This window comes from Sulfitobacter sp. OXR-159, from assembly GCF_034377145.1.
Classification (GTDB): Bacteria; Pseudomonadota; Alphaproteobacteria; order Rhodobacterales; family Rhodobacteraceae; genus Sulfitobacter.
The window spans coordinates 1,744,760-1,769,696 of sequence record NZ_CP139707.1; the positions used below are offsets into that span (position 1 = coordinate 1,744,760).

22 protein-coding genes and 1 tRNA gene are annotated in these 24,937 nt (G+C 61.1%); 12 read left to right on the forward strand and 11 right to left on the reverse strand.

All coding sequences use genetic code 11. The annotated features are described in order from the left end of the window. Window positions 1-29 precede the first annotated feature (29 nt). The gene (locus tag T8A63_RS08990) at window positions 30-1,400 is read right to left on the reverse strand and encodes a class II 3-deoxy-7-phosphoheptulonate synthase (RefSeq protein WP_067628621.1); all 1,371 of its coding nucleotides are present in this window, start codon (window positions 1,398-1,400) and stop codon (window positions 30-32) included. A 191-nt stretch (window positions 1,401-1,591) separates the two neighbouring features. On the opposite strand from T8A63_RS08990, the gene T8A63_RS08995 reads away from it, so the two are divergent. Continuing rightward, window positions 1,592-2,596, forward strand: coding sequence for a GlxA family transcriptional regulator (locus tag T8A63_RS08995; protein WP_067628623.1), 1,005 nt, complete (start codon window positions 1,592-1,594; stop codon window positions 2,594-2,596). A gap of 3 nt (window positions 2,597-2,599) precedes the next feature. On the opposite strand, the gene T8A63_RS09000 is transcribed toward T8A63_RS08995, so the two are convergent. Then, window positions 2,600-3,697, reverse strand: a complete 1,098-nt coding sequence (locus T8A63_RS09000; RefSeq protein WP_322345627.1) for a PQQ-dependent sugar dehydrogenase — start codon at window positions 3,695-3,697, stop codon at window positions 2,600-2,602. Between the two features lie 186 nt (window positions 3,698-3,883). Here T8A63_RS09000 and T8A63_RS09005 point away from each other — a divergent pair, with 186 nt between their 5' ends. From T8A63_RS09005 to T8A63_RS09030, 6 genes are all read left to right on the forward strand, one after another. Further along, entirely contained in the window at window positions 3,884-5,068 is a 1,185-nt protein-coding gene (locus tag T8A63_RS09005; protein WP_120351073.1) for an ABC transporter substrate-binding protein, read from the forward strand. Between the two features lie 147 nt (window positions 5,069-5,215). Beyond that, window positions 5,216-5,377 (forward strand): hypothetical protein, encoded by a 162-nt coding sequence (locus T8A63_RS09010; RefSeq protein WP_300052714.1) that lies wholly within the window; start codon window positions 5,216-5,218, stop codon window positions 5,375-5,377. Window positions 5,378-5,464: 87 nt separating this feature from the next. After that, entirely contained in the window at window positions 5,465-6,247 is a 783-nt protein-coding gene (locus T8A63_RS09015; RefSeq protein ID WP_067937161.1) for an ABC transporter ATP-binding protein, read from the forward strand. Continuing rightward, complete coding sequence (locus T8A63_RS09020; RefSeq protein WP_093926183.1) at window positions 6,244-7,065, forward strand: ABC transporter ATP-binding protein; 822 nt, start codon at window positions 6,244-6,246, stop codon at window positions 7,063-7,065. The genes T8A63_RS09015 and T8A63_RS09020 overlap by 4 nt, the downstream gene beginning before the upstream one ends. 2 nt (window positions 7,066-7,067) lie before the next feature. Continuing rightward, window positions 7,068-8,078 carry a branched-chain amino acid ABC transporter permease gene (locus T8A63_RS09025; protein ID WP_322345631.1) on the forward strand — a complete coding sequence of 337 codons (1,011 nt, stop codon included), beginning with the start codon at window positions 7,068-7,070 and terminating at the stop codon, window positions 8,076-8,078. Next, complete coding sequence (locus tag T8A63_RS09030) at window positions 8,075-9,379, forward strand: branched-chain amino acid ABC transporter permease (RefSeq protein ID WP_322345634.1); 1,305 nt, start codon at window positions 8,075-8,077, stop codon at window positions 9,377-9,379. The genes T8A63_RS09025 and T8A63_RS09030 overlap by 4 nt, the downstream gene beginning before the upstream one ends. 73 nt (window positions 9,380-9,452) lie before the next feature. Here the strand turns inward: T8A63_RS09030 and T8A63_RS09035 are convergent, their stop codons facing one another. Beyond that, window positions 9,453-10,994: a helicase HerA-like domain-containing protein gene (locus tag T8A63_RS09035; RefSeq protein ID WP_322345636.1), complete on the reverse strand. Its 1,542-nt coding sequence runs from the start codon at window positions 10,992-10,994 to the stop codon at window positions 9,453-9,455. Between the two features lie 468 nt (window positions 10,995-11,462). On the opposite strand from T8A63_RS09035, the gene T8A63_RS09040 reads away from it, so the two are divergent. After that, window positions 11,463-12,113 (forward strand): invasion associated locus B family protein, encoded by a 651-nt coding sequence (locus tag T8A63_RS09040; RefSeq protein ID WP_067937170.1) that lies wholly within the window; start codon window positions 11,463-11,465, stop codon window positions 12,111-12,113. Window positions 12,114-12,186: 73 nt separating this feature from the next. On the opposite strand, the gene T8A63_RS09045 is transcribed toward T8A63_RS09040, so the two are convergent. From T8A63_RS09045 to T8A63_RS09060, 4 genes are read right to left on the reverse strand one after another with little or no spacing between them, the layout of a single operon-like run. Beyond that, window positions 12,187-13,395 carry a beta-ketoacyl-[acyl-carrier-protein] synthase family protein gene (locus tag T8A63_RS09045; protein ID WP_300052699.1) on the reverse strand — a complete coding sequence of 403 codons (1,209 nt, stop codon included), beginning with the start codon at window positions 13,393-13,395 and terminating at the stop codon, window positions 12,187-12,189. A 4-nt stretch (window positions 13,396-13,399) separates the two neighbouring features. Beyond that, window positions 13,400-13,657 carry an acyl carrier protein gene (locus tag T8A63_RS09050; protein ID WP_322343569.1) on the reverse strand — a complete coding sequence of 86 codons (258 nt, stop codon included), beginning with the start codon at window positions 13,655-13,657 and terminating at the stop codon, window positions 13,400-13,402. 32 nt (window positions 13,658-13,689) lie between these two features. Further along, complete coding sequence (locus tag T8A63_RS09055; RefSeq protein ID WP_322343570.1) at window positions 13,690-14,781, reverse strand: UDP-3-O-(3-hydroxymyristoyl)glucosamine N-acyltransferase; 1,092 nt, start codon at window positions 14,779-14,781, stop codon at window positions 13,690-13,692. A gap of 34 nt (window positions 14,782-14,815) precedes the next feature. Then, window positions 14,816-16,432 (reverse strand): L,D-transpeptidase family protein, encoded by a 1,617-nt coding sequence (locus T8A63_RS09060; RefSeq protein WP_322343571.1) that lies wholly within the window; start codon window positions 16,430-16,432, stop codon window positions 14,816-14,818. Window positions 16,433-16,763: 331 nt separating this feature from the next. Here T8A63_RS09060 and T8A63_RS09065 point away from each other — a divergent pair, with 331 nt between their 5' ends. The 4 genes from T8A63_RS09065 (at window position 16,764) to T8A63_RS09080 (ending at window position 20,545) form a co-directional block, all read left to right on the forward strand. After that, entirely contained in the window at window positions 16,764-17,333 is a 570-nt protein-coding gene (locus tag T8A63_RS09065; protein ID WP_322343572.1) for a YcbK family protein, read from the forward strand. 140 nt (window positions 17,334-17,473) lie between these two features. Further along, window positions 17,474-19,111 carry an FAD/NAD(P)-binding protein gene (locus T8A63_RS09070; protein WP_322343573.1) on the forward strand — a complete coding sequence of 546 codons (1,638 nt, stop codon included), beginning with the start codon at window positions 17,474-17,476 and terminating at the stop codon, window positions 19,109-19,111. A 111-nt stretch (window positions 19,112-19,222) separates the two neighbouring features. Then, window positions 19,223-19,819: a L,D-transpeptidase gene (locus T8A63_RS09075; RefSeq protein WP_416153209.1), complete on the forward strand. Its 597-nt coding sequence runs from the start codon at window positions 19,223-19,225 to the stop codon at window positions 19,817-19,819. Between the two features lie 435 nt (window positions 19,820-20,254). Then, window positions 20,255-20,545 carry a hypothetical protein gene (locus T8A63_RS09080; protein WP_067628656.1) on the forward strand — a complete coding sequence of 97 codons (291 nt, stop codon included), beginning with the start codon at window positions 20,255-20,257 and terminating at the stop codon, window positions 20,543-20,545. Window positions 20,546-20,657: 112 nt separating this feature from the next. Here the strand turns inward: T8A63_RS09080 and T8A63_RS09085 are convergent. The 4 genes from T8A63_RS09085 to T8A63_RS09100 form a co-directional block, all read right to left on the reverse strand. After that, window positions 20,658-20,747 (reverse strand) — tRNA-Ser (locus tag T8A63_RS09085). 72 nt (window positions 20,748-20,819) lie between these two features. Then, on the reverse strand, window positions 20,820-21,542 hold the full coding sequence (locus T8A63_RS09090; RefSeq protein WP_300052634.1) for an alanyl-tRNA editing protein: 723 nt from the start codon (window positions 21,540-21,542) through the stop codon (window positions 20,820-20,822). After that, the gene (locus tag T8A63_RS09095; protein ID WP_322343574.1) at window positions 21,539-23,905 is read right to left on the reverse strand and encodes a DUF3772 domain-containing protein; all 2,367 of its coding nucleotides are present in this window, start codon (window positions 23,903-23,905) and stop codon (window positions 21,539-21,541) included. Before T8A63_RS09095 ends, T8A63_RS09090 begins: the two co-directional genes overlap by 4 nt. After that, window positions 23,902-24,936, reverse strand: coding sequence for a cysteine synthase A (locus T8A63_RS09100; RefSeq protein WP_067628661.1), 1,035 nt, complete (start codon window positions 24,934-24,936; stop codon window positions 23,902-23,904). The genes T8A63_RS09095 and T8A63_RS09100 overlap by 4 nt, the downstream gene beginning before the upstream one ends. Between the last annotated feature and the right edge of the window lies 1 nt (window position 24,937).

Consider the following 24,937-nt stretch of genomic DNA (forward strand, 5'->3'; position numbering starts at 1 on the left):
TCATCGTTGGTCGGCCAAGGTCGCGTCTGTTACCCAGCTGCCCGCGCTGTCTGTGCCGTGCGGCGGTTCGACAGTTCTTCGGCAACCAAGAACGCCAATTCCAGCGACTGGCTGGCGTTCAGGCGCGGGTCGCAAGCAGTGTGGTAGCGGTCCGACAGGTCTTCGTCGCTGACCGCGCGCACGCCGCCGGTGCATTCGGTCACGTCTTGGCCTGTCATCTCGAAATGCACACCACCGGGGACAGAGCCTTCGGCGTTATGAACGGCAAAGAACTCATGCACTTCGCGCAGCACGGAATCAAACGGCCGGGTCTTGTAGCCGGTCGAGGATTTGATCGTGTTGCCGTGCATCGCGTCACAGGTCCAGACGACATTCGCGCCCTCTTCCTGCACGGTTTTGATGAGACGCGGCAGGTGATCGCCCACCTGTCCCGCACCAAAGCGCGAGATCAGCGTCAGACGGCCTTCTTCGTTGTCGGGGTTCAGCTTGGCCATCAATTGCTTGAGGTCATCGCTGGTCATCGAGGGGCCGCATTTCAGGCCGATCGGGTTTTGCACACCACGGGCGAATTCCACATGCGCGCCGTCCGGCTGCCGCGTGCGGTCACCGATCCAGATCATATGGCCCGAACCTGCCAGCCATTTGCCGGTCTGGCTGTCGCGACGGCAAAGCGCCTCTTCATACTCCAGCAGCAGGGATTCGTGGCTGGTGTAAAATTCCACCGATTGCAGCGTATGCGCGGTTTCGGCGGTTACGCCAGCGGCGGCCATGAAATCCAGCGTGTCAGAGATGCGGTTCGCGATCTCACGGTATTTCTCGGCCTTTTCGTCGTCGGTGAAGCCCAGCGTCCAGCCGTGCACCTGATGCACATCCGCATAGCCCCCGGTTGAGAAGGCGCGCAAAAGGTTCAGCGTGGCGGCGGCCTGTGTGTAGGCGCGCAGCATCTTTTGCGGGTCGGGGATGCGCGACTCGGCGGTGAAGGCCAGATCGTTGATGATGTCGCCGCGGTAGCTGGGCAGTTCCACGCCATCAACTGTCTCGGTCGGGGCCGAACGCGGTTTGGCGAATTGCCCCGCCATACGGCCCAGCTTGATCACCGGCACTTTGGCACCATGGGTCAGCACGATGGCCATCTGCAACATCACTTTGAATGTGTCGCGAATGGCGTCCGAGCTGAACTGCTCAAAGCTCTCCGCGCAATCGCCGCCCTGCAAAAGGAAGGCTTCGCCACGGCCAGCGGCGGCCAGATGTTTCTTCAACCGGCGTGCTTCGCCCGCAAAAACGAGGACCGGATAGCGTGCCAGCTGTGCCTCAACCGCTTGCAATGCGGCTTGGTCAGGGTAATCGGGCATCTGGACGCGCGGTTTGCTGCGCCAGCTTGAGGTGCTCCAGTCTGTCATCTTTCTACTCCGCTCCACAGCGCCGAGTGTCGGCGCTTCGTGATCTTTCTCTATACAAAGGCGCGGGGAAAGTGACCAGAACCGAAATGCGCCCTATTGACGTTGCGACAGGGCCGTGGGCAATGTTTTCGGCAAGTTCTGGCGGCCATGGCACATGTCGGCAGAGACGACCTGAGTAGAAAGACGCCGAGATGTCCCAACCGCGCCCGGCCACCCGCATGCCCCCCCAGACCGACAAGCCGCGGCGCTTCGTCTTTGTGCTGTTGGAGAATTTCACTCTGCTGAGCTTTGCCTCCGCTGTGGAATGCCTGCGTATCACCAATCGCATGCTCGAACGCGAGGTCTACCAATGGCAGGCCGTGGGCGAAAGCGGTGAGGCCTGCACAAGCTCGGCCGGCGCGGTCTTTGCGCTTGATGGCGGGCTAGAGGAATTGGGCCGTGACGACACGATTGTGATCTGCGGCGGCCTCGACGTACAGGCGGCGACTACCAAGAAACTGTTGGCCTGGTTGCGCCGCGAGGCCCGCAAAGGGTTGGTGGTGGGCGGCCTGTGCACCGCAGCGCACACGCTGGCCAAGGCCGGGCTGCTGGATGGCAAACGCGCAACGATCCATTGGGAGAATCAAGACAGCTTTGGCGAGGAATTCGAAGAGGTTATCCTGACGAAATCGGTTTTCGTGGTGGACGGCAACCGGTTGACCACGGCGGGCGGCACCTCGTCTCTGGATTTGATGCTGAAACTCATCGCCGATGATCACGGCGAAGAAACAGCCAATGCCGTGGCGGATCAGCTGATCTATTCCTCAATCCGCACCGATCAAGACACGCAACGCCTGTCGGTGCCCACGCGAATCGGTGTTCGCCATCCGAAGCTTAGCCAAGTCATTCAGCAGATGGAGCGTAATATCGAAGAGCCGATCAGCCCTTCGATCCTTGCGCGGGATGTTGGCATGTCGACCCGCCAGCTGGAGCGGCTGTTCCGGCGTTACCTGAACCGCAGCCCCAAACGCTACTATATGGAACTGCGGCTGCAAAAGGCGCGTAACCTGTTGATGCAGACGGATATGAGCGTGATTAACGTGGCGCTGGCCTGCGGCTTTGCTTCGCCCTCGCATTTCTCCAAATGCTACCGGGCGCACTATCAAACCACGCCCTATCGCGAGCGCGGCAGCCAATCCACCCGGCAGCCTGCCTAAGGGTCAAGGCGTGATCCGGTAGACGGTGCCATTGCCCTCTGAGATGAACCAGATCGCACCTTCGGGGCCTTCGACGACATCGCGCACGCGGGCAGTCTCGGCGGTTTTGATCTGCTGGACCTCTTCCAGCGGGTCACCGCTCAGCCGAGCGATATAGTCGAACTTGAGCGAGCCTACGAAGATATCGCCCTCCCATTCGGGGAATTGCGCGCCGGAGTAGACCACCAGCCCCGCAGGCGCGATGGAGGGATCCCAGTAGAATTCGGGCTGCGCCATCCCCTCTTTCGAGGTGCCCTCACCGATCTTCGCACCCGAATAATGCTCCCCGTAGGAAATTACCGGCCAGCCGTAATTTGTGCCCTTGGTGATGCGGTTCACCTCGTCGCCGCCCTTGGCCCCATGTTCCGACACCCAAAGCCGCCCTTCCAGATCCAGCCCCGCCCCTTGCGGGTTGCGGTGGCCATAGGACCAAATCTCGGGCAGCACATCCGGCATATCGACAAAGGGATTGTCGTCGGGCACCGAACCGTCGCGGTTCACGCGGATGATGCTGCCGTTATGGGTGCTGCGGTCTTGGGCTGCGGGGCGATCGCCCCGTTCGCCGATGGTCAGCAGCAGCGTGCCGTCCGGCGCTTCGACCACGCGAGAGCCGAAGTGCTGCCCGCCGCTGCTGCCCGGTTTCATGGCGAAAAGCTCGGTCAAGTTTTCCAAACTGCGGGCGTCCTCAGACAATCTGGCGCTGGCCAAAGCGGTGCCCGCGCCGCCGCCCTCTTGGGGTTTGGCATAGGTCAGGAACAACAGGCGGCTCTGCGCGAAATCCTCGGCCAGGGTGATGTCCAACAGACCGCCCTGCCCGACCACGGCCACCTCGGGCAGGCCCGACACCTCATGCCGTGCGCCGTCTTTTTGGTAGATCAGCCGCCCGGCTTTCTCGGTGACCAACAGGCCGCCGTCGGGCATGGGGGCGATGCCCCAAGGCGCCTCTAGACCCTCGGCTATGGGGGTGATCGTCAGGCTGCTCTGGGCGCTTACCGCGCCTGCGGCGCAGAGGCTGCTAAGGCCGATTAAAGTGGCGGTTGCAAATTGTTTGGCGGATGTCACGGGCAGGCTCCTTTGGGCATGGGGGCTTGGAACAAGACATAGCCAGCAAGCGGCCCATTTCCAGCATTCCACTCGGCACACGCGAAAAGCCGCCCGCGCAGACCGCGTGATAAATCGCCTTTTCTTTTTCGAAACCACGACCTAACGTTCGATCAGAACGAGAGTTCAACTAAGGGAGAGTACCAAATGAAAAAAATATTGATGGCCACAACGGCCGTAGCTTTGCTCGCCACCGGCGCGCATGCAGAAGACACAAAAATCGGCATTCTGCTGGGCTTCACCGGCCCGCTGGAATCGCTGGCCAATGACATGGCCGCCGGTGCTGAACTGGCGATTTCCGAAGTTAACGAGAGCGGCATGTTCCTCGACGGGGCCACCGTTTCGTCCGAGCGTGGCGACACCGGCTGCATCGACGCGGGCCTTGCCGTGGCATCGGCTGAGCGTCTGATCACCTCCGACCGCGTGAGCGGCATCGTGGGCGGCATGTGCTCGGGCGAGACGACAGCCTCGCTGCAGAACGTCGCCATTCCGAACGGCATCGTGATGATCTCGCCATCGGCGACTTCGCCTGCTCTGTCGACCGTCGAAGACAACGGCCTGTTCTTCCGCACATCGCCGTCGGACGCGCGTCAGGGTCAGGTCATGGCCGACATCTTGAACGACCGTGGCATCAAAGAAGTCGCCGTCACCTATACCAACAACGACTATGGTAAAGGTCTGGCCGACAGCTTTGAAACCGCGTTTAAGGAATCCGGCGGCACTGTCACCATCAACACATCGCATGAAGACGGCAAAGCGGACTATTCCGCCGAAGTCGGCGCGCTGGCCTCTGCCGGTGGTGAAGTGCTGATCGTGGCCGGATACGTCGACCAAGGCGGTGCGGGCATCGTGAACGGCGCGCTCGACGCAGGCGCGTTCGACACCTTCATGTTCCCCGACGGCATGGTTTCCGACACGCTGGAAGAAAAATTCGCCGAGATCGCGGATGGCTCTTTCGGTCAGAATCCAAGCGCCTCTGGCGAAGGCCCCGACAACTACAAGAAGATGGGCGAAGAAGCCGGTTTCGAGCCGACCAACGCCTTCTCCCCCGAAGCCTATGACGCGGCGGCTCTGATGCTGCTGGCGATGCAGGCCGCAGGGTCCAACGATCCGGCGATGTACAAAGAAAAAGTGATGGAAGTCGCCAACGCACCGGGCGAAAAAATCCTGCCGGGTGAGCTGGGCAAAGCGCTGCAGATCATCAAAGACGGCGGCGATGTCGACTATGTCGGTGCGTCGGCGGTTGAGCTGATCGGACCGGGCGAAAGCGCGGGCAGCTACCGTGAGATCGAAATGAAAGACGGTAAGATGGTGACGGTCGGCTACCGCTGATCTAAGCTTCGTGCGAAACACTTGCAGGGGCCCGGTCGCATCGCGATCGGGCCTTTTGCTTGGGAAATCGGCTTTTCTTCCGCGCGGGCAGCCAGTACAAAACGCCTATTGAGGACGTGGAAAACACGTCCCGTCTGGGAGGACAGGATGAAAAAGCAACAGATGGCCGTGCCGGTCAGGGCTCAGCGCATGTATCTTGCTGAGTGTGATTTCGGCAATGCTGCGCGATTTGCCTTTAACGAGGCAGCGGCAAGCTTTCTTCATAAAAGGACCGCAGCGGTCCCTTCCAAGAATCTCAGCAGACTGTAAACAGGTAAGGCAGCGCGGATATGCGCGGCCCACCGCAAGACGACCAATAAAAACCAGCCACAAGGTGGCGGACACGGGGATGGACATATGATCGTCGTAGACGACGTACACAAACACTTCGGCGGGTTTCACGCCGTCGACGGGGCAAGCCTGTCGATTGAAAAGGGATCGATCACCGGATTGATCGGCCCCAATGGCGCGGGGAAAACCACGCTGTTCAACGTTATCGCAGGCGTGCTGCAGCCCACTTCGGGCCGGGTGACCATGGACGGTGAAGACATCACTGGCCTGCCCCCGCATGAGCTGTTCCATAAAGGGCTGCTGCGCACCTTCCAGATTGCGCATGAATTTTCGTCGATGTCATGCCGTGAGAATCTGATGATGGTGCCGGGCAACCAGTCGGGCGAAACACTGTGGAACACATGGTTCGGCACCAAGCGCATCGCCGATGAGGAACGCGCGCTGAAAGCCAAGGCCGATGAGGTGCTTGAATTCCTGACCATCGAACATCTGGCCGAGCAAAAGGCCGGGCAGATTTCGGGCGGTCAGAAAAAGCTGCTGGAACTGGGCCGCACCATGATGGTGGATGCCAAGATCGTCTTTCTGGATGAGGTCGGCGCGGGTGTGAACCGGACGCTGCTCAACACCATCGGCGACGCCATCATCCGCCTGAACCAAGAACGCAATTACACATTCGTCGTCATCGAGCATGACATGGATTTCATTGGCCGCCTTTGTGACCCGGTGATCTGCATGGCCGAGGGTCACGTGCTTGCCGAAGGCACGTTGGATGAGATCAAGGCGAACGAGCAGGTGATCGAGGCCTATCTCGGCACCGGCCTGAAGAACAAGGACAAGGTAGGCGCATGAGCAATGATCCCTACGGCGACCGCGGCAACAAAGATTGGTCGGTCGGCAACGCAAAGGGCCAAGGCAGCATCATGCCCAAGGCCAGCGGCAAAACTCACCCCGCCCCCGGCGGCCCCTTTCTGATCGGCGACAGCATGACCGCCGGATACGGCGCGGGCCCCGACATTCTGCATGACTGCACCATCGCGGTGGATCGCGGCGAAATCGCCGTGATCGTCGGCCCCAATGGTGCGGGCAAATCCACTGGTATGAAGGCGGTCTTTGGCATGCTCGACATGCGCAAGGGCCATGTGCGGCTGGATGGGGAGGATATCACCAATCTCAGCCCGCAAGACCGGGTGGCCAAGGGCATGGGCTTTGTCCCCCAGACCTCAAACATCTTTACCTCGATGACGGTCGAAGAGAATCTAGAGATGGGGGCCTTCATCCGCCGTGACGATTTCCGCGATACGATGGCGCAGGTCTATGACCTCTTCCCGATCCTCAAGGAAAAGCGCAATCAGGCAGCGGGCGAACTGTCGGGCGGTCAACGCCAGCAGGTCGCCGTGGGCCGGGCGTTGATGACGCAGCCGAAGGTTCTGATGCTCGATGAGCCGACAGCGGGTGTCTCGCCCATCGTAATGGACGAACTCTTTGACCGGATCATCGAGGTTGCCCGCACCGGCATACCGATCCTGATGGTCGAACAGAACGCCCGTCAAGCGCTTGAGATCGCGGACAAGGGCTATGTGCTTGTGCAGGGGGCGAACGCCTTTACTGGCACCGGCAAAGAGCTTCTGGCCGATCCTGAAGTCCGCAAATCGTTTCTGGGGGGCTGAACATGGATCTGCTCAACGCAATTATTGCACTTTCGAACTATGTGCTCATTCCGGGCATCGCCTATGGCTCGCAGCTGGCGCTTGGCGCGCTTGGGGTGACGCTGGTCTACGGCATCCTGCGGTTTTCCAACTTCGCCCATGGCGACACGATGGCCATGGGAACCATGGCGACGATCCTGATAACATGGCTGTTCCAATCCATGGGCCTCAGCCTCGGCGTGCTGCCCACGGCGCTTCTGGCCCTGCCCTTCGGCATCGCCTTTGCCATGCTGCTGGTGCTGGGCACCGACAGGGTGGTCTATAAATTCTACCGCGAGCAAAAGGCCAAGCCGGTGATCCTTGTGATCGTCAGTCTTGGTGTGACCTTTATCTACAACGGCATCACCCGCTTCATCATCGGCGCGGACGATCAGAACTTCCTCGACGGGCAGCGCTTCATCATGTCGGCGCGGGATTTCAAAGAGATGACCGGCCTGCGCGAAGGTCTGGCCTTCAAGACGACCCAAGGCATCACCATCATCACCGCGATCATCGTTGTGGCCGTGCTGTTCTGGTTCCTCAACAAGACCCGCGCGGGCAAATCCATGCGGGCCTATTCCGACAACGAGGATCTGGCGCTTTTGTCGGGCATCAACCCTGAGCGGGTGGTGATGATCACATGGATGATCGTGGCCGCACTCGCGACCATCGCGGGCACACTTTACGGCCTTGATAAGTCGTTCAAACCCTTCACCTATTTCCAACTTCTACTGCCAATCTTCGCCGCGGCCATCGTTGGCGGGCTTGGCTCTCCGGTGGGGGCGATCGCGGGCGGTTTTGTCATCGCCTTCTCTGAGGTGACGATCACCTATGCGTGGAAGAAGGTGCTGGGCTACGTCATGCCCGACGGGATGGAGCCTGACGGCTTGGTCCAGCTTATGAGCACGGATTACAAATTTGCGGTCAGCTTCGTCATTCTTCTGATCGTTCTGCTGATCAAGCCCACCGGCCTGTTCAAGGGGAAATCGGTATGACCCAGACTGTGAAAAACACGATCCTTTTCGGCATCATCGCCTTAATGATCATCTACACGGGCTTTGCCCAAAGCTGGAACTCTGCTCTGCTTATCATCGCCATGGGTCTGATCTCTTCGATCATGGCGCTTGGGGTGAACCTGCAATGGGGTTTTGCGGGGCTGTTCAACGTCGGCGTCATGGGCTTTGTCGCCTTGGGCGGTCTGGCGGCTGTGCTGGTCTCCATGCCCCCGACCGAGGGCGCTTGGTCCACCGGTGGTTTCGCCATTCTGGGGGCGCTGGCCCTTGGGGCGGGCACCGTGGTGGCGGCGGTCATGCTGATGAAACGCATGGCCCCCGGCACGGCGCGCACCCTTTCGGTAATTGCTGTGCTGGTCATCGGTTTCTTCATCTTCCGCGCCCTGCTTGATCCTGCGGTTGAGGCGGTCGAGGCGATCAATCCCGCGCAGACCGGCTATCTTGGTGGTCTTGGCCTGCCGGTGCTGATCTCTTGGCCTGTGGGTGGTCTCTTTGCTGCGGGAGCGGCTTGGCTGATCGGTAAGACGGCGCTTGGCCTGCGGTCGGACTATCTGGCGATTGCCACCCTGGGGATTGCCGAGATCATCATCGCGGTGCTGAAAAACGAAGACTGGATGAGCCGCGGCGTGAAAAACGTGATCGGCCTGCCCCGTCCGGTGCCCTATGAGATCGATTTGCAGAACAGCACCTCCTTTGTGGAACGCGCCGCCGGCTTCGGGTTTGACCCGGTGGAGGCCTCGACGCTCTGGGTCAAACTGCTTTATATCGCGCTTTTCGCGGTGGTTCTGATCCTTTTGCTGTGGATGAGCCAGCGTGCGTTGCATTCCCCTTGGGGCCGGATGCTGCGGGCAATCCGTGACAACGAAGTCGCAGCCGAAGCCATGGGCAAGGATGTCACCGCGCGGCATTTGCAGGTTTTCATCCTCGGCTCTGCCATCTGCGGCATTGCGGGTGCGATGATGACCACGATGGACAGCCAGTTGACGCCGGGTACCTATCAGCCGCTGCGCTTTACCTTCCTTATCTGGGTGATGGTGATCGTTGGCGGGTCGGGCAACAACTTCGGCGCGATCTTGGGTGGTTTCCTGATCTGGTTCCTCTGGGTGCAGGTCGAACCGATGGGTCTGTGGCTGATGAGCCTGATCACCGCTGGCATGTCCGAAGGCTCGGCATTGAAGGCGCATCTGATCGAAAGCGCCGCGCATATGCGGCTGTTGACCATGGGCGTCGTGTTGCTGCTGGTGCTACGCTTCAGCCCACGCGGGTTGATCCCCGAGCGGTAAGCTGTGGGTGAGATCCCCTCACGAAAAGGGGCGCGGTATTGCTACCGCGCCCCTTTTTTGTCTGTCCACCTTCTCAGCGCCCTTTGAACAAGCCGCCTAAGATGCCGCGTACGATACGGCGCCCGGTGGTGCCTTTTAGCTCTTTAATCACCGCGCTTGCGATGGCATCGCCAAATCCGTCCGAAGCCTTGCGGCCCGACCGGCTGCCGCCGCCGCTGCGAGCTCCGCCATAGCGGCGGGCTTTTTGAAACTCGCGGGCGGCTTCATCCTCTGCCTCGGCGGCGGCTTCGACTTTCTCGGCCTCTTTGGCGGCCGCCTCCGCGCGGGCCTTCAGCATCTCATAGGCCGAGTTGCGATCTTGAACGGTTTCGTATTTCCCCGCCAGATCGGACTCCGCCAGCACCGCCGCACGCTCTGCCACCGTGATTGGCCCCAGCCGGGAAGACGGCGGGCGGATCAAGGTGCGCTCCACCACGCCCGGCACGCCCTTGCGTTGCAGCATAGAGGTCACCGCCTCGCCCACGCCGACCTCGCGGATCGCCTCTTCGGTGTCGAAACGCGGGTTTTCGCGGTAGGTCTCAGCGGCTTGGCGCAGTTCCTTGCGGTCGCGCGCCGTAAAAGCGCGCAGCGCGTGTTGGATGCGATTGCCAAGCTGGCCCAAGATATCGTCGGGCACATCGGCCGGGTTTTGGGTGACAAAATAGACGCCGACCCCCTTGGAGCGGATCAGGCGTGCCACCTGCTCTACCTTGTCGACCAGCGCCTTGGGCGCGTCGTCAAACAGGAGATGCGCTTCGTCGAAGAAGAACACGAGCTTCGGTTTGTCGGGGTCGCCGACCTCGGGCAGTTCTTCGAAAAGCTCGGACATGAGCCACAGCAGGAAGGTGGCATAGAGCTTGGGCGAGGCCATGAGCTTGTCGGCGGCGAGGATGTTGATCCGTCCCCGGCCTTCGGCATCGCAGCGCATGAGGTCCGACAGCGCCAGCGCCGGTTCGCCAAACAACTGCGCGCCGCCTTGGTTCTCCAGCACCAACAGCCGCCGCTGGATCGTGCCCACCGACGCGGTCGAGACATTGCCATAGCACAGCGCCAAGTCCTTTGCATTCTCGCCCACCCAAACCAGCAGGGATTGCAGGTCTTTCAGGTCCAAAAGCGGCATCCCCTCTTCGTCGGCCACGCGAAAGGCGATGTTCAGGATGCCCTCCTGTGCCTCGGAAAGGCTGAGCAATTGGGCGATCAGCAGCGGGCCCATCTCGGAAACGGTGGTGCGAACGGGGTGGCCCTGCTGCCCAAAGAGATCCCAAAAGGTCACCGGAAAGGATTGATAGGCATAGTCGTCAAAGCCGATCTTTGCCGCGCGTTCGGTGAAGGGGCCGTGCAGTTTGGCGGTCTCGCTTCCCGCGACTGCAAGGCCGGACAGATCGCCTTTCACATCCGACAGAAACACCGGCACTCCGGCATTGGCAAAACCCTCGGCAAGGATTTGCAGCGTCACCGTCTTGCCCGTGCCCGTCGCCCCCGCGATCAGCCCGTGGCGGTTGGCATAGCCAAGATCGAGAAATTGCTTGGTCGCATGGTCGGGACCGCCGCCGCCGATAAAGATGTCACTGCTCACGCTGGGGCCTTTCTGTCAAATTTAGCCATTCGTCCGTTCCACTAGAGCATACAAACTTAACCTTTGCGCGCCATAGTGAAGGCACCCCGCCCGCATGTCCTTCTTTCGGGTGGGTGTACTTCCTCCCTGTTAGACTTGGCCGCGCCCTCGGGTGCGGCCCTTTTTCTGCCAAGGACTGTCGCGGGCCCCTGACAGATTGTCGCATTTTTCCTGTTGACCGGCATCACCTGCTTGCCTAACGTGGCATTAATAAGTCGGCCCAGTCCGACGGGGAGAAAGTACATGGAAAGGGGGCGCGCTGCGTCCCCTTTTGCATTTGTGCCGCCTAAACCCCTGAGAACGTAGGGAAACCGCCCCCGCTCAGGTCGGCATGAAATTGCCCGAACCATGATTGAAATGCGGCCATGGCCACTGACAATCCCGCGGCGGCGTGGTAAGGGGCGGTAACGCAACAAATGTGGATATGACATGAGCAAGTTTATGACCGCCCTGCCGCTTTGTGCAGCGCTTGCACTGACGGCCCCAATGACGGCTTTCGCCCAGACCGCTACGGAAGAACAGCCTGCCCAGACCGAAGAGCAGCAGCTCCAGCCCGGCACCAGCGGCAATGCGGCACAGATCGAAGAACAGCTGAGCCTTGGCGAAGATGCGGACAAAGACCCCGAACTGGGCAAGCCCTACACCAAGAAAGAGATCGGCTCTTGGGAAATGCGCTGCATCAAGACCGAGGAAGAGGTCGACCCCTGCCAGATGTACCAGCTCCTTGCTGATGGCGAAGGCGCGCCGGTTGCCGAAGTCTCGCTTTTCCGTCTGCCTGATGGTGGTCAGGCCAAAGCCGGTGCCACGGTTGTTGTCCCGCTTGAGACCGCCCTGCCCGCACAGCTGACCCTGTCGGTCGATGGTGGCAAGGCCCGCCGCTATCCCTATGCCTTTTGCAACCCGGTGGGCTGCTACGTGCGCATGGGTCTGACCGATGCCGATATCGGCGCCTTCAAACGCGGCAAGCAAGCGGTGCTGACCATCGTGCCCGCCCTTGCCCCGGATCAAAAAGTGAATCTCACACTCTCGCTCGATGGGTTCACCGCTGGCTATGATGAAGTTTCGGTGATCGAGCAGTAAGACCTGCCTGATTTTACGGATTTAGATGCCGTTCCCGGCTTCGGGGGCGGCATTTTCTTTGGCCGTGCGTGGATCAAGTGCGGCGCAGGGCCAGCACAGCGTTCATCCCGCCAAAGGCGAAGGCATTGCTGAGCGCCACATTGACCTGCGCCGCGCGAGCCTCATTCGGTACCACATCCAGCGCGCATTCAGGATCGGGTTCTTCATAGCCGATGGTGGGGGCGATCACCCCATCGCGCAGCGCCATGATACAGGCCAAAAGCTCAACCGCGCCAGTGCCGCCGATGACATGGCCGTGCATCGACTTGGTGGAGGAAATCATCAAGCGATCCGCATGGGTGCCGAAAACATCCGCCACGGCGGCGCATTCGGTTTTGTCGTTGGCCGCCGTCCCGGTGCCATGAGCATTGATATAGCCGACCTCTTCGCGGTTGATCCCCGCATCCTGCAGCGCACCCTGCATGGCCCGCGCGGCCCCGGCCTTGGAGGGCATGACGATGTCGCTGGCATCCGACGTCATGGCGAACCCTGCAACCTCGCAAAGGATTTCGGCCCCCCGTGCCCGCGCGTGGTCATAGTCTTCGAAGACAAAGACCCCCGCGCCCTCGCCTTGCACCATCCCATTGCGGTTGGCCGAGAAGGGCCTGCACGCATCGCGGCTCATCACGCGCAGCCCTTCCCACGCCTTAACACCGCCGAAGCACAGCATCGATTCCGATCCCCCCGTCACCATCACCGGGCTCATGCCAGAGCGGACCATCGCGAAAGCCTGCGCCATTGCGTGGTTAGACGAGGCGCAAGCGGTCGACACGGTAAAGGACGGGCCGCGCAGGTTCCATTCCATGCTGACATGGCTCGCCGCAGCATTGTTCATCAGCTTGGGCACCACGAAGGGATGCACCCGGTTTTTGCCCTCTTCATAGACCGCGCGGTAATTATCGTCCCACGTGGACACACCACCGCCCGCCGTGCCCAGCACCACACCGGCGCGGGCCGCCAACTCATCGGTGAAAGTCAGCCCCGACTGCTCAATAGCTTCACGGGCTGCGGCGAGGGTAAATTGCGTGAACCGATCGTAAAGCGCGATCTGCTGGCGGTTGTAGCGGCCTTCGGCCTCAAACCCGCGCACCTGACCGCCGATGCGGATGGCCAGCCGCTCCACATCGCGGAACTCAAGCGGGCCGATGCCGCATTTGCCTTCGCGCATCGCGGCGAGCGTCTCTGGCACCGACAGGCCCAGAGCGTTGATCGTGCCGGCACCTGTGATGACAACTCTTTTCATGGGCTCAGCTCTGCTCGGCCTTTAGCCGCTCCACTCCGGCGACGATGCTGCGCACGGTCGAGATGTCGAAATCGCTTTCGCTGGGGCTATTGGCATTAAAGGGCACGTTGATATCAAACATCTCTTCAATGGCGAAGATGCTTTCGACGACCCCCATGCTGTCGATGCCCAGATCCTCCAGCGTGCTGTCGAGCGTGACATCCTCCGGCTCGATCATGGCCTGTTCGGCGAGGATGGTAATGACCTGATCCTGAGTGCTCATGGCGGCGTCCCTCAACAATGTCCGCGGCAGGTTTAGTCAGCCTTGTCGGTTTTGGAAACCACCTTTTGCAGGGCCGCGACATCACGCAGCAGTTTGGGCAAGCGCCGCAGTGCTTTGTAGATTTCGGTTTGTTTGCTCATCTGCGTGGCGGGGTAGCCCAGCATGGTCCGGCCCTCGGGCACGTTGGACAGCACAACCGTCCCGCCGCCCGCGATCACCCGGTCACCGATCGTGATGTTGTCGGCCAGACCGACCTGCCCGCCCAGCACAACATTGTCGCCCACGCGGGTTGAGCCGCCGACTCCGGCCTGCCCGCAAAGCAAACAGTTTTTGCCGATCACCGCGTTGTGGCCGATGTGGACAAGGTTGTCGATTTTCGTGCCATCGCCGACCTGCGTGTCCCGAATGGTGCCGTTGTCGATGGTGGAGCCCATGCCCATCTCAACATCCGCGCCAATGGTCACAGCGCCGAGCGAATGAATGCGTGTCCAAGGTTGCGGTGCCGCGTCGCCCTGATCGCCCAAGGTTTGCCGGGCTTTTTCGACCGTGGACAGCTCTGCCGTCACGAAAGAGAAACCATCGCCGCCCAAACGCACGCCGGACTGCGCTATGAAGCCTGGGCCGATGGTCACGCGCGCGCCGATGCTGACGTGTTCGCGTAGGAAACAGCCCTCGCCCAGTGATGCATCCACGCCGACAAAACACAGGGGCCCGATCACGCTGCCCGCGCCAATCCGCGCCCCGGCAGAGATCACCGCCAGCGGCCCGACCGAGACATCATCGCCAAGCACGGCCTCGGGGTCGATCACGGCTGTAGGATGGATGCCCGGCTTGAACCCCTGCCCTTTGTCGAGCATGCGCGTCACACCGGAAAGCGCATAGCGCGGACGGTTCGGCAAGATTGCCGCCTTGAGACCCAGAGCCCGCCAATCCGCGCCTTCCCAGAGCATCGCCACCTCGGCGGCACCCTCAGAAAGGCTGCTGGCATAGCGCGGGTCCATCGCCAGCGCCATCTCACCCTGTTTGGCACTGGCCGGTTCGGCGACGCCGCTGACCATGAGTTCGATGTCGCCCTCGGCGCTGGCGCCGACGGCTTTGGCGATTTGCTGAACACTATAGGTCATTTCGGGCGGCCCTTACTTGTTGCGCGCCCGAGAGTTAACCCTGAACGCCGCGCAAGGCCACCCCCGCCTTGGCCAGCGCGTTCCAGATCAGCGCATCCCGGCCATAGACGTCATCGCGGTATTCGGTGTGACCACGGGCGTTGGTGACGGCGGTGCGGTAGATCAAATGCACAGGCACCTGCTCTTCCAAGACGATCCGTGTCTCGCGGCCACTGCGCAGAATGGCTTGGAACTCGCCTTCGGGATCCGCAGACTGCGGAGCCATCAACGCATAGGCAAATTCAAACGGTTCGGCCAAACGGACACAGCCATGGCTGAAAGCGCGAACGTCGCGGTCAAACAGGCTCTTGGCTGGGGTGTCATGCAGGTAGATGTTGTACTTGTTGGGGAACATGAATTTCACCAGACCCAGAGCATTGGTGTTGCTGGGCGGCTGGCGCATGGCAAAGGGGAAGGTCCGCGCGGTGTATTTGTTGAAGTTCACCGCGCCGCGGTTCACCTTGCGGCCCCGGCTGTCGGTGATCTCGATATGGTTCACCGCATTACGGTTCTGCTTGAGCTGCGGCAGGTATTCCCCAACGATGATCGAGCGCGGCACATACCAGCTTGGGTTCACAACCATATGCTCCATCACATCCGAAAATTCGGGCGTGGGGCGGTCTTCGCGGGCGGCACCCACGACCGAGCGGGTCTGGAAGGTGGTCTTGCCATCGTCGATGATCTTGGCCGAGAAATCGGGGATGTTCACAAGAATATGACGTTTGCCGCGGTCGGTGTTGAACCACCGCTCACGCTCCAGCGCCACCATGACTGATTGCAGCCGCTGCTCTACACCGATGTTGATCTGCTTCATCGTGGCCGGACCTGCGACACCATCGGTGTTCAGCCCGTGCGCCTCTTGGAATTGGCGCACGGCACCGGTGAGGCTGGCGTCATAGCCTACGGCGTTGGACCGCTCCAGATAGCCCATGGCGATAAGACGGTTGCGCAGTGCGATCACGTCATTGCCAGTATCGCCCGGCTCAAGCTTGCCTGCGGGAACCGACGGACCCCAACCGCCCTGCGACAGCAGATTTTCCATCGCGATCTTCTCTTTGAGCAGCGCATTATACTCAAGGCTGCGCGGCGGCAGCGCGCGGAAATAAGCGGCGGGAGAGGATTTGGGCAGGTCTTGCAGATAGGTCTTGCGGTCACGGTAAGGGATTTCACGCACGATCTGGCTGATGATCCGCTTAGGGATCAGCACGCCGGTCTGTATGTCGCGAGCGTAGCGCAGGAAGACGCGGCTCAGTTCAACTTCGGCGAATCCCCGGTCGCGCGGGCTCTGCGCGTTGCGCAGCATGTCCAGAACGGCATCGGGGTTATAGCGCGTCACCGGCAGGCCGTGGTCATCCGCCGTGGTGATCGCCCGCAGCAGTTCCGAACGGCGCGCGCGGTGTTCCTCGGCGGCACCGGTCCAGATCGCGGCGTAGTCATTTTCGCGGTAGAAGGCAGCGATGTCATCATCCTGCGCGGCAGCCTCGGCGACCGCCTGCTTGAAAGCGGTGACCTGCGCCGTGGCGGGCGCGGCAAAGATCAACGCCGTGATCATCAGGGCCAGCCCCGCGATTAGATTGGGCAGATGCCGTGAAGATGTCGCGCTGAATCCCATGTCGTTCCCCGTGAATTTACCATTGCCGCCGAGCGACCCTATTGCCTGCCCGGTTTGCCAATAATAAGACGCGCAAGTCCATTCAAATTTCCGTTCGCAGGAAAATCTGGTTTTGATCTGTGCGCATCGGGCATCGGTTTTCCCTGTAAACATTGGGTTTTTTAACCACATTGCGCAAAAACTTGCCTAAATTTGTACCTCTCGGGAACCTTTCCGATTCAGCCCTTGGTCAGATTTTCCCGCTATGCAATAACAATGTTGCATCTGGGGATGAGATGAATGGCCCATGTAACATCTTGGGTAACTTAGGCAGACGACGGGACAGAGACACATGACAGGCACAAGCTCCTCGGGTATGACCCGACGCGCCCTTCTGGGTGCATTCGCAGCAACCACCGTTGCAGCAGCTCCCACCTTCTCTAACGCGGCAGGTTTTCTGCGTGGCGCTGGCGATATTCGCCGCATCCGCATGTATTCTGGCCGTACAGGTGAACGACTGGACATGATCTATTGGATCGAAGGCCACTATATCAAAGACGCCTTTGCCGAGATCAACCACTTTATGCGCGATTGGCGGACGGATGAGGTCACCAACATGGACCTGCGTACCGTCGACATCATGGCCGCGTCGCATAACCTGCTGGATGTGAATGAGCCCTATATGCTTCTGTCCGGCTACCGCAGCCCAAAGACCAACGCGATGTTGCGCTCCCGCTCTAGCGGTGTGGCCAAGAACTCGCTGCACCTTAAAGGTCAGGCCGCTGACCTGCGCCTCGCATCGCGCTCGGTGCATCAGGTGGCCCGTGCGGCGATTGCCTGCGGCGGCGGCGGTGTTGGGCGCTATTCCGGCTCCAACTTCACCCATATGGACTGCGGCTCGGTGCGCAGCTGGGGCGGCTGATCGCAGCCTCTCCGGTGAAATGAGTGGTTTGTTAAGGGCGCCTTCGGGTGCCTTTTTTGTAGCGCGCTTTTGGTGCGCGCGGGCTTTCCCCTGCCATGGCGCGCCTCTACGGTCGCGCTGGAATAAGACCGGGGAGCGACATGCAGCCAAAGGGTACAGCGCGAATTGCGGTGATCGGATTGGGGCCACGGGGCCTTGGCGCGTTGGAGGCCCTGTCACAGCGCCTCAAGTCCACCGACCGCCGCGTGCAGATCGATATTTACGAGCCCGGCCCCTACCCCGGCGCCGGACCAAACTTCGCCCCATCAGAGCCGGCCTATTGTCTGCTCAACATCCCATACCGCGATATCGCCATCCGACCGCCGCAAGGAACGACCGTGGGGCGCTTTGCGGAGTGGCAAGACAGGCCCATCGATCCCGACAGTTTCCCATCCCGCGCCGATATGGGCCGCTACCTTAATGCGCGTTGGGACGATCTTTTTGCGCAGGGTTTTAAGAAAACCGGCGCGACTCTCAGGCTGATCCCGGCCCAAGTCTCGCGGATCTCGCGGAAAGGCTCGGGCTGGTGTGTCGAATCGAAGTCCGGCGCGGAGGCAGTTTATAACGAGGTCCTTCTCACCCTCGGCCAGCCGCCCGTAGAGGCGGACGCGCAATGGGCCGGTTGGCAAGATCACGCGGCGCAGACCAAAGCGGAAGTCGCGCAGGCCTATCCTGCGGCAGCGCTCGCTGAACAGGCGGCGGGCTGGCAGGGCAAACAGGTTGCCATCCGGGGCTTGGGTCTGTCGACCTATGACGTGTTGCGCAGCCTGACCACGGCGCAGGGCGGCGGTTTCGATCCGGCGGGCTATCACGCCTCGGGCCGGGAGCCGAGCCGCATTCTGCCCTTCTCGCTCAACGGTCAGCCGCCTTTCCCAAAGCCGGGGAATGCCGCCCTCGACGCGCTTTTCGAGCCATTATCGGAGGAGACCGCCCATTTCATCCAAGCCGCCACGGCAGCGGTCAGCGCGGGGCCTGAGGTGGCACCCTCGCTTATCTCTGGGGCCTTGACGCCCGTGGTGGCCCGCATCCTTGGACCGCAGAATGTGAGCAAGGCGCAGATCTTGGACTGGCTGGAAACTGAATGGTCAGACCCCGGCGCGCAGGACCGTCTGCCCCCGATGGACGCCCTGCGCTATGGGATAGACCTGGCCGTCGGAGAGGTCGTGCCAAGCCCCGGCTACGCGCTAGGGCAGGTTTGGCGCAAATGGCAGGATCAATGGCGCGCGGCCTTCAATCCGGGCCACGCAACCCCGGAGACGGCAAAGCGGTTGATAGACTTCGACGAGGGGCTGAAGCGGTATTCTTACGGGCCGCCCCTGTCGTCGGCGCGAGAACTGCTGGCCCTGATTGACGCGGGATTGGTTGATCTGGCGCTCACCATGAACCCCGAAATTGCAGAAACAGAGCAAAGTTGGACCCTCCGCTCACAAGGGCGGGCGGCGAAAGTCTCAGTCATTATCGACGCGGTGCTTCCCGCGCCGGACCTCTCCAACATCAAGGGCCCGCCCCTGCCCGACCTTATCACGCGGGGTTTTCTCGCGCCGGTTTCAACCGATCTGGCCGCGGCGATTGCGCCCGACGGCACCCTGTGTGACCAAGGCGGAAACCCCGTTCCCGGCCTGTGCCTGTTGGGCCGTTTGGCGCTTGGCAGCGTGACGGCGGTGGATTCGCTGCATGATTGTTTTGGCCAATCTGCCGACCGTTGGGCGCAGGGCGTGATTGAGAGACTGTCGGCCTAAAGCGCTGTTGAAAAGCTACAACAGTTTGTGATCCCGTTATAATGATGGAACAGCCGGGCCCTGAAACGGTTTCCCCTTCAACACGAGATTGAAGAAAAGGGGAACGACGCAATGAGAAGACGACATTTCATCACCGGTATAGCAGCCAGCGGCGCAGCATTCAGCGGCGGCCTCGCCACGCCCGCATTGGCGCATCCGCCCAAGGAAATGCCGAACTATGATGTGCCGCCAGAGATGATGCCGCGCAAAGTGCCGATCGCGGCAGGCGCGCCGCCCTATGAGATCCACGTTGATCCCGATAACTTTGCGCTCTACTGGACGCTGCCCGACAATATGGCATGGCGCTATACTGTGGGCGTCGGTCGCCCGGGTCTTTACGAATCCGGTGAGTTCTACGTGGGCGCCAAGAAGGAATGGCCAAGCTGGACCCCGACGCCGGATATGATCGACCGCGAACCGGAGAAATACGCGAAATACGCCGATGGTATGGATGGCGGTCTGGACAACCCGCTAGGGTCTCGGGGCCTCTACCTCTTTACCGAAGAGCGCGGCGACACCTTTTTGCGAATCCACGGCACCAACGATCCCAGCACGCTGGGCAAGCGCGTTTCCAACGGCTGCGCCCGTCTGGTGAACGACCAGATGGCTGAGCTTTATGACCGGGTGCCGATGAACACCCGCGTGGTGCTTTACGAGCCACTGGTCTAAGTGATCCCGCATTACAAACAGAGTGCCCGGAGCGGAGAATATCCGCTTCGAGCTTCTTTTTGCCGCCAAACCAAACGCAAAGATTGAAACATTCTACACGGGCTGAGGAGCAGGCCGTGCAGCGGCGTGGGACACGTTCCTGTGACGGGTCTGCAACAGGGCTTGAAGGGGGCATTTGGCCCCTGCTTGCAGGGCGCATCAAACGTCTGAAAGTCTTAAAAACATATACTAAACAGTCCGTTGGACAGTTACCGCCAATTGTTACGGTTCAATCGCGGGGCGTCTCGCTTTGACACGGCGCGGTGAGCCAAGTTGCTTTGTAACAGCGCACTGTCACCCTTTAATATCATTGTATCGAACGGGCCTCCCGACCTCCCCGCCTCTCCCCAGAGCGAGTAAGCCGCCGCCCTTTCTAAAACCTGAAAGGACCTGAAAATGAAACTCTTTATCGCAACCGCCGCCGCCACTTTGATCGCCACTGCCAGCCTTGCCGGTCAGTCGACCCGCTACGATGACCTGCGGCTGGATACCTCCGTGACCTCTGGCGTCGTCTACGCTGAGCAGGCCGGTGCCACCCGTCCCAATGAACGCGCTGCAGACCTTCGGCTAGAAACATTCTCGGATGATCGTGCGCCTGTCGCCAACTTCTCAACCAACGGCCTGCAGAGCAGCTTGGGCGAAGGTTTTGCCTATGGCGGTTTTGGCGCGGGTAACGACTCCCGCTGAGCCGACGTGAATAGAACTGAGAAGGCCCGGACCGAGAGGTGCCGGGCTTACTTGCATGCACCAGAGAACGGCCCAGACGGGCGAAAAACTATATTCTCAAAAAGGGGGAAAATGGCGGAGCGACAGGGATTCGAACCCTGGAGACGGTCTCCCGCCTACACACTTTCCAGGCGTGCGCCTTCGACCACTCGGCCACCGCTCCGTTGATGCGCGGTTTAGCTTGGGGGGACAGTGAGTTGCAAGAGCGAAATCCCCCCAAGACAGATAAATTTATCTAACCGCCTAGATGGACATAGACCCGGCGGTTCAACCGGCCCTTTTTCTCAATCTTTCCAAGGCGAAGCGCGCCGATTTCGCCGGTTCGGGCCACATGGGTGCCGCCACAGGGCTGCAAGTCGATGGGGTCTTGCGCGTCACCAATGCGGATCAGACGAATGTCACCCCGCCCGCGCGGCGGCGCGACGGACATGGTCTTGACCAGTTCCGGGGCCGCATCAAGTTCGGCTTCGGTGATCCAATCCTCGCTCACCCGCGCGTCGAGGGAGACGAAGTGGTTCAGGGCCTCCTCCAGCTCCGCCCGATCTTGGGGCGCATCGGGCATGTTGAAATCAAGCCTTCCGTGGCTGGCCGAGATCTGCCCCCCCGTCACCGGATGCGGGATCACCACCGACAACAGATGCAGCGCCGTATGCACGCGCATATGTTTGTGGCGCCGGTCCCAGTCGAGCTCTTGGGTCACATAGGCCCCGACGGGCGGCAGGGCACGCGGCTCGGCCGGAACCAGCGCGATACGGCCACTGTCACGGTCGCGCACGGTGGTGGCGATGGAGAGTTCCTGTTTGTCCCATGTCAGCCAGCCGCTGTCGCCCGGCTGGCCGCCCCCTGTGGGGTAGAACAGGGAATTGTCCAAGATCACCCCGCCCTCTGGCGTATGGGCCGCTACTCGGGCCGGCGCGTCGCGCAGATAGGCTTCCGTCCGAAACAGTTCGCCTGTCATGCCTGCGGCTCCGCCGTTTTGCCGCCCTCGTCCTGCGCGGGCGCGGCATCGCTTTTCAAAGCTTCAGGATTGCGCAGCCAGAGATCACGCTGGGCAAAGGGAATTTCGATCCCTTCTTCGTTGAAACGCGCGGCGATGGCGTGGTTGATGTCGTTCTTGACCTTCATCATCCAATTGACATCCCGCAGGTAGCAGCGGACCTCGAATTCCAGCGCATCGGCACCGAAGTTCAGGAACAGCACCGCAGGCGGCGGGTTGGTCAGCACGATGGGCTGAGCTTGGGCGATCTCTTGCAAGATGCCCTCTACCCGTTTGGTGTCAGTGCCATAGGCCACGCCCACGGGCACGATCAGGCGGCCCACGGTATTGCCCCGGGTGTAGTTGGTGACCGTGCCGCTGATCAGATCGGCATTGGGCACGATGACATCGGTACGGTCAAAGGTCTCGATCCTTGTCGAGCGCACAGAGATGTCGCGCACATAGCCCATCTGGCCGCCCACCTCGATCCAATCGCCTTCGGAGATAGGGCGTTCGATCAACAGGATGATGCCCGACACGAAGTTCGACACCACGTTTTGCAGACCGAAACCAATACCTACCGACAGCGCACCGGCGACATAGGCAAGGGCGGATAGGTCGATCCCGGCCCCGGTAATGGCCAGCAGCGCGGCGAGGAAAATACCGACATAGCCAATCCCCGAGACGATGGCGTTCTGTCCGCCGATGTCCATCCGCGTCTTTGGCAAGACGTTGCTGCGCAGCGCACCTTGAATAAGACGGGTGGCGGCATAGCCGATCACGAAAATCACTGCGAAAGAGAGGAAGTCCGTCGGACGGATCCGCGTCTCGCCAAAGGCGAAGCCTCGGCTGAAGAGCGCCCAAAGCTCGGTCAGGTCGGTGACCCGCGCGCCCCATGCCAAAGCCATCACCGGCAGCGAGAGCAGCAGTAGGATCAGGCCAAAGAACACCGGCATCAACGCATCGCGTGCCTGAACGCCCTGCCCGGTCATTGCGCCGTAGACATCCGCCAAGAAGCGTTGCAGCGTCATCACCAGCCCCAAAAGGACCAGCGTCGTGACGTAAGGCGGCAGCAGCGACACGGCGGCGTTGTAATAGCCACTGATCAGCAAAAGCGGTGCCACCACGGCCACGATCATCGCGCCCAAGCCCAGACCGCGCACCACGCGGCTCAGGGTCGATACGCGCGGCTCTTCAGAGGCAGGTGTATCCTCCGGCACCGGCTCGCTGTGACCGTGCAGAATGCGACCAATGCGGAACAGGGCAAAGGCGCTGAGCAGCATCACAGGCAGGCGGAGCACCGCTTCGGTGGTCTCAGCCGGTTGCTGCCCGTCGAAAATCGCACGGATAATCGCGCCCAGAATGACGGTCACTGTGATTATGCTGACGTAAAAGCGTACGGCTTTCCGCTCGGGGCGCGGAAGCAGGATCAGCGCCTCGTCTTCGTCGCGTGAAAACACCCGCTCGGCCACCCAGCGAACGCCGAGCATCGCGCCGCCAATTACAGGGAGAAGCTGCACCAAGGCAGAGCCGCGAGGCCCTAGCCAATCGGTTGCCAATATGGCCATGGCCAGCAAGACCAAACCGACCGTGGGCAGGATGATCCGCAATAGCGAAACGACGAAGCGCCAGATGCCGAAACCGCGCGCGCCAAACTGTTGGAGTCGCCCGACGATTGTCGTCGACCAGTGGTGACCGCGGAAAATCAGCACCAGGCCGAGTACGGTGAGCCCCAGAACCGCAGGGAGCGATGATCTTAGGTTGCGACGTGCGCTATCTGCATCATCCGGCGCTTCGGCGGCGATTTCTCCCGCTGCGGTGGCCAAATCGTCGATTGCCGTGCGCCAGTGGACCGGGTTGAGCGGCGTGGGCACGACCTCCATCAACTGCTCGGTCTGACGTTCGCGCAGCGCCACGTCGATTTGACCGATCAGCGCATCGGCCCGCAGGTACGCCGCTTCGGCCCGCTGAACCGGCGTCAGCAGGGTGTTGAGCTGTCGGTTCAACTCTTCGCGGTTGGCGGCAACCTCGGGCGATTCCGGTTCGGCCCCTTCACCTTCTGGCGGGGTGCCGAGGGCGGCCAATTGTTCCCGCAGCGCGCTGATCCGCGCTGCGTTCAGGTTTCGCGCCGCGTCAAATTTCGCGCGATAGTCCACCAGCCGGGCGCGCTGCACCTCAAGCATGGTTTCGGTGGTATCCGGCGCGTCGACGGCTTCTTCAGCGGTCGAGGCGACGGTTTCCCATTGGTCAAAGTCCGGCAGAACCGGTTCTTGAGCGACAGCCGCGCCGGTCAGCCAGACCAGCAACGCGGTAAGGCCGAGGGCGAAGCGGAGCATTTGGGTCATGTATCCTCGAAAACACCTGGAATGGATTGTGGCGCGGCATCAAGCCAGCCGGGCGTCGGCAGCCCCTTCTCGCGCAGGAACTCTGGATTGAAGAGCTTGGACTGATAGCGCGTGCCGAAATCGCAAAGCACGGTGACAATCGTATGCCCGGGCCCCATTTCTTTCGCCATGCGCATGGCGCCTGCGACGTTCACGCCAGAAGAAGCGCCCAAGCAGAGCCCTTCGTTTTCCAGCAGATCAAAGACCACCGGCAGGGCTTCTTCGTCAGAAATGTTATAGCTGTAATCCGGTTTGAACCCTTCGAGGTTCGCTGTGATCCGCCCCTGCCCGATACCTTCAGCGATGGAGCTGCCCTCGGCTTTCAACTCGCCTTCGGTGTAATAATTGTGCAGTGCCGCGCCATCGGGGTCGGCCAGTGCGATTTTCACGCCCTTGGGCTGCAGCGCCATGGCCACGCCAACCAGCGTGCCGCCAGAGCCGACCGCACAGCAGAAACCATCCACTTTGCCGCCTGTCTGTTCCCAGATCTCGGGGCCTGTCGTCTCAATATGCGCCTGACGGTTGGCGGTATTGTCGAACTGGTTGGCCCAGATCACCCCTTCGGGCGTGGTCTTGGCCAGTTCCTTGGCCAAACGCTCGGAATAGCGGACGAAGTTGTTGGGGTTTTTGTAAGGGGCCGCAGGCACCTGCACCAATTCGGCACCGGCAAGACGTAGCATGTCTTTCTTTTCCTGAGATTGCGTCTCAGGAATAACGATAACGGTTTTGAACCCCATCGACGCGCCCACAAGCGCAAGCCCGATGCCGGTGTTGCCTGCCGTGCCTTCGACAATGGTGCCGCCGGGCTTCAACTCGCCCCGCGCGATGGCGTCGCGGATGATGAACAGCGCCGCGCGGTCCTTGACCGACTGACCGGGGTTCATGAATTCCGCTTTGCCCAGAATTTCGCAGCCGGTCTCTTCGCTCGCGCCGCGCAGCCGGATCAGCGGTGTGTTTCCAATGGCCTCGGCCAGATCTTTTGCAACCTGCATG

What these genes read in the sequence shown, in the direction of transcription:
- T8A63_RS08990 (WP_067628621.1), bottom strand. Translation starts at nt 1,400, where the DNA reads ATGACAGACTGGAGCACCTCAAGCTGGCGCAGCAAACCGCGCGTCCAG.
- T8A63_RS08995 (WP_067628623.1), top strand. Translation starts at nt 1,592, where the DNA reads ATGTCCCAACCGCGCCCGGCCACCCGCATGCCCCCCCAGACCGACAAG.
- T8A63_RS09005 (WP_120351073.1), top strand. Translation starts at nt 3,884, where the DNA reads ATGAAAAAAATATTGATGGCCACAACGGCCGTAGCTTTGCTCGCCACC.
- T8A63_RS09010 (WP_300052714.1), top strand. Translation starts at nt 5,216, where the DNA reads ATGAAAAAGCAACAGATGGCCGTGCCGGTCAGGGCTCAGCGCATGTAT.
- T8A63_RS09015 (WP_067937161.1), top strand. Translation starts at nt 5,465, where the DNA reads ATGATCGTCGTAGACGACGTACACAAACACTTCGGCGGGTTTCACGCC.
- T8A63_RS09020 (WP_093926183.1), top strand. Translation starts at nt 6,244, where the DNA reads ATGAGCAATGATCCCTACGGCGACCGCGGCAACAAAGATTGGTCGGTC.
- T8A63_RS09025 (WP_322345631.1), top strand. Translation starts at nt 7,068, where the DNA reads ATGGATCTGCTCAACGCAATTATTGCACTTTCGAACTATGTGCTCATT.
- T8A63_RS09030 (WP_322345634.1), top strand. Translation starts at nt 8,075, where the DNA reads ATGACCCAGACTGTGAAAAACACGATCCTTTTCGGCATCATCGCCTTA.
- T8A63_RS09040 (WP_067937170.1), top strand. Translation starts at nt 11,463, where the DNA reads ATGAGCAAGTTTATGACCGCCCTGCCGCTTTGTGCAGCGCTTGCACTG.
- T8A63_RS09045 (WP_300052699.1), bottom strand. Translation starts at nt 13,395, where the DNA reads ATGAAAAGAGTTGTCATCACAGGTGCCGGCACGATCAACGCTCTGGGC.
- T8A63_RS09050 (WP_322343569.1), bottom strand. Translation starts at nt 13,657, where the DNA reads ATGAGCACTCAGGATCAGGTCATTACCATCCTCGCCGAACAGGCCATG.
- T8A63_RS09055 (WP_322343570.1), bottom strand. Translation starts at nt 14,781, where the DNA reads ATGACCTATAGTGTTCAGCAAATCGCCAAAGCCGTCGGCGCCAGCGCC.
- T8A63_RS09060 (WP_322343571.1), bottom strand. Translation starts at nt 16,432, where the DNA reads ATGGGATTCAGCGCGACATCTTCACGGCATCTGCCCAATCTAATCGCG.
- T8A63_RS09065 (WP_322343572.1), top strand. Translation starts at nt 16,764, where the DNA reads ATGACAGGCACAAGCTCCTCGGGTATGACCCGACGCGCCCTTCTGGGT.
- T8A63_RS09070 (WP_322343573.1), top strand. Translation starts at nt 17,474, where the DNA reads ATGCAGCCAAAGGGTACAGCGCGAATTGCGGTGATCGGATTGGGGCCA.
- T8A63_RS09075 (WP_416153209.1), top strand. Translation starts at nt 19,223, where the DNA reads ATGAGAAGACGACATTTCATCACCGGTATAGCAGCCAGCGGCGCAGCA.
- T8A63_RS09080 (WP_067628656.1), top strand. Translation starts at nt 20,255, where the DNA reads ATGAAACTCTTTATCGCAACCGCCGCCGCCACTTTGATCGCCACTGCC.
- T8A63_RS09090 (WP_300052634.1), bottom strand. Translation starts at nt 21,542, where the DNA reads ATGACAGGCGAACTGTTTCGGACGGAAGCCTATCTGCGCGACGCGCCG.
- T8A63_RS09095 (WP_322343574.1), bottom strand. Translation starts at nt 23,905, where the DNA reads ATGACCCAAATGCTCCGCTTCGCCCTCGGCCTTACCGCGTTGCTGGTC.
- T8A63_RS09100 (WP_067628661.1), bottom strand. Translation starts at nt 24,936, where the DNA reads ATGCAGGTTGCAAAAGATCTGGCCGAGGCCATTGGAAACACACCGCTG.